Below are 6,223 nucleotides of genomic sequence, written 5' to 3'. Positions count from 1 at the left end.
CTCGTAGTCAATAAAGCTTGCCTGTTCCAGTTCCAGCATTTTCAGTGCCACTTGCGTTCCCCTAGAAAGGAGGGAAACATCTTCAGTAAGCGCCATATCGCCGCCAACAACCGCTTTTAGTTTTTCCAGTTCCGGCAACTTCCCTACTGTTTTTATGACTTGATCGATCGGTTGTTGAATGAGTTCACGAATATCGATCCCACCAAATGTCAGTTTTTTATGATGGTTTAACACTGTTCCCTGACAAACAGGACAGGCAATCATCTCTTTCGATTCCTTCATATGATCTTTAATGATGGATTTCGAAATAAACATATAACGGCCAATAATTATATTAAAGCCTTCCCATGTTCTCGAAGCCTTGCCTGCTTTATCGTAAAACGACTTTTCCCAATAACCATATAAAAAGGTGTGCTTTTCCGCTTCAGTCATCTCATTGAAGCTCTTGCTGATATCTTGTCCGAGTTCATTCTTTATCTCATCAAACAGGAATTGCAACTTTGGATATTGATAATATTTCAATACCTCCATGACGTCTGGATGTAATAAGCCATCCCAGAATGGCACAGTTTTGTCCTGAATGACCACATCAAAATTGAATTTCTCAATGACCCGACGGCCGGAACAACATGGACAATGGTTTTCTTGATTATAGAAATCGAAGTTTCTTGTATCTTTATTGGTCGGATGGGCAGCAACGATATGGTTGATCAGCCCTCCCATTTCATAGAGGAAGCTATATTGACTATACAAGTGCCTTTCAAGATCAATAGCGATAACGGGTGCGATGGTGTCGGATTCATATTCACCATAAATCAACCGAGCCATAGGTGAAAGGCTTTTTAGAATGCCGCCCTTATAGATATTTTCTGCATTTTTAAAGTAGACCAAATGATTTTCTTCTAAGTAGTGAATACCGTTTCGCTGCTTGAGTGTCGAAGAAATGTGCAATGGAGCAACTTCTTCACTATTTTTTTGACGGTAATACTCTTCATGACTGACAACATCAAGATGTTGAACAGGTGCAAGCTGTCTTTTACCGAAATCAACAATAAAATCAGAGCTTTCCAGCATATATGCATTATGTTCAATCATCATGATGGAGACAGATTCATTCTCTAGAATGACCCTAACACTATCAATAAATTGGTTTAAAATATTTTGTGATAACCCTTTTGAAGGCTCGTCAAAAATAAACAACGTATGTGGATTTTTGGCGTTGGTAAACAACTCAGAAACTAAATGAACACATTGAAATTCACCTGTTGATAAAGTTTGTGTTTTTCTTTCCAACGTCAAATAACCAAGTCCAAGTTTGATCAATAAGCTCAAGCGTTTATGAGCGATGTCTTCCTTAGGGAGTTCATCAATAATATCTTCAATTGAACGTAGAAAAATATCATCTATCTCGTCACTATATTTAGTGAGTTTCTTCTTAATATCAAGAAACGTCGCAACGGTTGACCGGCTCGTAATCGATTGATTCCGATCTTGCCCAACCATGACTAGTTTATCTTTTGGATATCGCTTCATAAAATCTTTGGTGATACACTCATTGACGAGAGTGGATTTACCACATCCAGACTCACCAGTAAAAGTGACAAGTCTATTTTTGGGAATTTGGATTTCATCTATTTGAATATTTCGGCAGTAAAGATCCTGGAATTGATAGTATTCTGTTGGCATAGCCTGATTTCGTTTCCAGATGATTGGTTTTGGACGTGGGGATTCTTCTACAATTTTGCCGCCATACTTGCCACTTCCTGGTCCAAAGAACAATTGCTCATCTGTTGCATCGAGTACCGTGTCAGAATGATCGATGAGCCAGATTTGATTCTTATACCCTAATTGTTTTATCTGTTCTAAAATTTTCAATAGTGTTTCGTGATCAAGGCCAACCGAGATTTCATCAATAATAATAACGGTATTTTCACTGGCTGCCATGAACTCGGCCAAGTAAAGCCGTGTTAATTCCCCGCCTGATAAAGTCCCCATTATCCGATTCAATGTTAAATAACCAATATTCATATTAATTATATTTTGGAGAATATGCTGCTTCGCTTCACTAATGTGCAAAACTTCAGCTAATGAGAGAATGGTTTCTATGCTTAAGTCGTTGAGTTCGGAAATACTATGTGGTTTTCCAAGTAATTCAATCGTATATTGCTCAACTTCTTGGTTATAACGACTGCCCTTGCACTTTTTACATTCCACATTTTTGGTCGTGCCACGTCCTTTACAATCCCGACACCAGCCTAATTCATTATTAAATGAAAAAACTTCTGGAGAAAGATTAAATTTTTCAGCAAGACGAACACGAATCTCTTTAAAAACGCCCGTATGGGTGCCAATGGTAGACCGCGGATTAGAAGAAATCGATGCTCTTCCAAGAAAAAGCACTAAAGGCATGTCTTCCATTTTGATGGCACTGAAATTTGTTTCCATAATTTTAGAAAACAAATACTGATATTCTGCCTTAGGCAATAATGAAACGAGACGCTTCTTGGACTCTTCACCAATGGTTTGACTAAAAGTGGTTTTTCCGGACCCAGACAAACCTGCAATTCCTAACGATTGATTTACTGGCAGTACGGCATCTAATTGATTAATGTTATTAGCAATTAATCGATTTATTTTCATATGTACATCCTCTCTATTTATGTAAATTCAGTCTTTCCACGTTAGAACATCGACAAACTCTTTTGTGATACGGATTTACCGTGATACTCCAAAATGAGGTTTTACCAATCAAATATTTTTGTTACTTGCAACTACAAACTGAAGCCCCTGTAAGTTTTTTTCATTTGATTTATAAAACCTACTTAAAAATCTCTGGAAAATACAAATGTAAACCACGCTCTATTAATCAGTTACTTCCTTCATTTAAATTTATCACTAATTATGGATTATTTAAATAATATCAGAGTTAAACTATGTGATAGCTATTTTGATAAAGGATGTGTATTATATGGATTTTTTCAAGGCCAAGAAACACTTACTACCTTTGAGTGGATTCTTCGAGCTATTGTTGCTTTTTTCTTCTTATTAACTGTTACTAGAGTATTAAGTCAGCGTGTCATCTCTCAATTAAGACTCTTGATTTCGCTATTGCTTTAGTCATTGGAAACATTATTGCCCATCCACTATCAGATGAACATCTTGGGCTTAAAGGGTCTATCGTTACAACCATTGTATTGGATGTACCATTTACAAAAGGCTAATAGCGGTGTAATATTACACTATTAGTGGAATTTAACACTGTTACATGGAGGTGATGTTATTTGAATAAAGAAACTGTAATTGATTTGATTTCTAAGAATGTTCGACTAATTCGTCTTGAAAAAGGATATTCTCAAGAAAAAATGGCTACTGTTCTAGGGATTTCCAAAAAGACACTGGTTCAAGTTGAAAAAGAAAGAACATCAATTGGTTGGACGAATGCAGTCGTAGTTTGTGCCTTATTTAAGGATAGTCAAATCCTAGAACACATTTTAGGAGAAGAACCTTTTGAAGTAATTGAAACTCTAGCTCACGATGGTATGAATACTCCAAAAGTAAAAACATTAGGAGGAAAAATGTTTTGGAATGAGATTGCGAAAAAAGGAAAATTTCGAGTACAACAAAATGTGATCAGCCAACATTATCGTATTTTAGATGGTAGTGATTATAGGTGGTATAGCACGTTTGAAGAGGAAGAAGTTATGAATCGTTTTTACGAATTAACTAAGGAGTAATTAAATTTTAAAGGAGAAATTACAATGGATAAAAACAAGAGAGTCATTATATTAAACAGTATATTAGTAGGAACTATCGTACTAAATCTGTTTATTTTCACTTCACGTATGCGCTTTTTCCCTTGGTTTATTGAAGATGCATGGGGATATTTAGGATTATTCCTTACTGCACCAATTTTAATAGGTATTTTTTTCATACTAAGACATTTTCACAAGCAACAACTAGTCACAAATATAAATAAGGCAATTCCATTGTTTGTCGCAATAACATCATTGATTATTGTGTTTGGGCCGACAACTGACTTTTTAAATATTGTTGCCCTTGTAATTAACGTAGCTTCAGTATTTTTAGCAACAAATTTCCTATTCAATCAAAATGGTGGGAAAAATAATTATGGATTTAGTAGTCTAAAAAATTAGAGTCGAATCTCTAACAAAGCAGGAAATTAGACCCATTTTATATCGAAATTTGTTTAGCGTAWATTTTCGTTAAAATGTGGGCGGGACTCCATCTCCATCAACTTAAAATTTAATAGCCCCCCAGAACCAAATAATCTCTTATATATAAAAACACCCCGTAAAAGCTGGATTTGTGTCTAACTTTTACGGGGCAGTTCATTGTTCCATTTGATTGGATATGTCTCAAATTCCATCATGTTGGTAGATTCATAAAAATAAACCCATTTAATAGAACTGTGTAGAATAGAGTACTGCAATAAGCTAAAAAGCATATCTCCCACATTATAGAAATTCACTGATTCAATTTCAGAAAAACCCCTATTTACTTATGATACGGTTCCCCGTGATGTATCTAAATGAGGTGTTATTTTGAATCAAGGCCCAATAATTAAGTAGGAATTAGGAAAAGTTTGTTTCTTTTCAATACTAGTTATCATTAAAACTTTAAAGTATTGTCTACTTTTCTAGCCTTTTGAATTATATCTTATTCTTTATAATTCGTAATTGCCTGAAGAACAAGATGTATACCTCTCCGTCCCTTCCAAACGATCCTAATCATAAAATCAGACTATCCCTACGAATTGTTTCTGTACGGCAGACACTCTTTTCCTTGCCTAATGGTTGCTGTACCCTTCGTTGTTGTATAAGGCGGTGTTTTCGGCAAAACGTTCATGACCAAGAGCCGGATTGAATGATCTTTATAAAATATTTCATCAAACGAAGGGGTTATGTGTGGATCCGTATTTTCAAATATCCTTTTTTGTAATTCTTTTATGTCTATATCAAATGGAATCCCTATTAAAACATTGTCTATTCCCTGCATTTTGTCGGCCACGCCGAAAACAACGCTGCCCCCGCCGCCATTTGCCATACAAACAGCGTATTTAATCATTTTATTGACGTTTTCCTCCACAGCACTAAAATTCCATTGTTTAAAGTCTAGGTCCTGTGCCTCAAAATCATCTGCAATATGATGATCCAATTGCTGAATGATCTCCATGATTTCGCTTTTATTCTTCATAAGAATATCCTCCTTTCCAGCAAAATCGATCTATATACCTTGCAAATATGTTAACCAATACTTATACAAAAAAGGCAGTCCCTTATTACAAATACACTTGTAGGAACTACCTCTTATTATATTTATATGTTTGTTTCGTCATGGCTGTTTATAAAGCTTTTTGAAATTGCACGCCGGCTCCATACTTGCATAAAGCCCCCGTGGTTCATTGATCCATTCAATCGACTTCATCATACATTTTTCAACACACACAATTCCTTTATCCAAATTAACACCTACATTTTTCTCTAAAGTAATACTTTTGAATAGACTAATCCTTTGCTAACGTTATCAATAAATGTGAAAACGGATTTATTATGTAAGGATTTCAAAGGAAGGCTTACGAGCCACTCCTCAATATCTATAAAAGAAAAAAGTTGATGAACAAACATGGAAACTTAAACATTTATCAATACTCCTTGAACAGGTACCTGAAATTTTGTTAAACAAATTAGAACCTCATTTACTTATGATACGGTTCTCCGTGACTAATCTAAATGAGGATTATTCAAATTGTTTTTAGAATAGAATTTAACAAAAAAAGTAGTGCCATCTAATCCAGTTTGAATTTCAATTTTCGCATTATGACGGGCAGCAATGGCGTAACAAATGCCTAACCCCAAGCCAGTGCCATTATCTTTGGTTGTATAGAATGGAGTACCCAGTTTCTCTAATATTTCTTGCCTGATACCTTCTCCTTGATCCCGCACTGCAAGAACCACACAATTTTCATCTTCTATGTAGGTACTGATGGATAGCACTTTCCCTGTGCTCATCGCTTCTAAGCCGTTACGGTATAGGTTTATTACTAATTGCCGTATCTCATTACGATTTAAAAGCAATTCTGGGATGTCTTTAGTATCGAATTGAATAAGTTTATTTTGATTAAATGTATCAATCTTTATTAAAGGTGAAATATCATAGATAATTGAATTTAAATCTAACATCTGTAAATCAGATGTCCTTGTAT

Annotated in this window: 5 protein-coding genes and 1 pseudogene; 3 read left to right on the top strand and 3 right to left on the bottom strand. The window is 35.2% G+C overall.

All coding sequences use genetic code 11. From position 1 onward, the window contains the following. A partial coding sequence (locus AC1DSB_RS12730; protein ID WP_477586832.1) for an ATP-binding cassette domain-containing protein occupies positions 1 to 2,640 on the bottom strand: 2,640 nt, incomplete at its 3' end. A 279-nt stretch (positions 2,641 to 2,919) separates the two neighbouring features. On the opposite strand from AC1DSB_RS12730, the pseudogene AC1DSB_RS12725 reads away from it, so the two are divergent. From AC1DSB_RS12725 to AC1DSB_RS12715, 3 genes and pseudogenes are all read left to right on the top strand, one after another. Then, positions 2,920 to 3,203, top strand: a pseudogene (locus tag AC1DSB_RS12725) (DUF421 domain-containing protein); the annotation flags it as partial. 78 nt (positions 3,204 to 3,281) lie between these two features. After that, positions 3,282 to 3,734: a helix-turn-helix transcriptional regulator gene (locus tag AC1DSB_RS12720; protein ID WP_477531148.1), complete on the top strand. Its 453-nt coding sequence runs from the start codon at positions 3,282 to 3,284 to the stop codon at positions 3,732 to 3,734. Positions 3,735 to 3,758: 24 nt separating this feature from the next. Continuing rightward, positions 3,759 to 4,154, top strand: a complete 396-nt coding sequence (locus AC1DSB_RS12715; RefSeq protein ID WP_477531149.1) for a hypothetical protein — start codon at positions 3,759 to 3,761, stop codon at positions 4,152 to 4,154. A gap of 613 nt (positions 4,155 to 4,767) precedes the next feature. On the opposite strand, the gene AC1DSB_RS12710 is transcribed toward AC1DSB_RS12715, so the two are convergent. Together AC1DSB_RS12710 and AC1DSB_RS12705 are read right to left on the bottom strand one after the other, a co-directional pair. Continuing rightward, entirely contained in the window at positions 4,768 to 5,214 is a 447-nt protein-coding gene (locus tag AC1DSB_RS12710; protein ID WP_477531150.1) for an ATP-binding protein, read from the bottom strand. A gap of 527 nt (positions 5,215 to 5,741) precedes the next feature. After that, positions 5,742 to 6,223, bottom strand: a 482-nt coding sequence (locus AC1DSB_RS12705) for an ATP-binding protein (protein WP_477586831.1), incomplete at its 5' end; no start/stop codon positions are given.

This window comes from Paenisporosarcina sp. P4_E4_2 (genome assembly GCF_056401595.1).
This window is presented reverse-complemented; position numbering and strand designations above follow the sequence as displayed.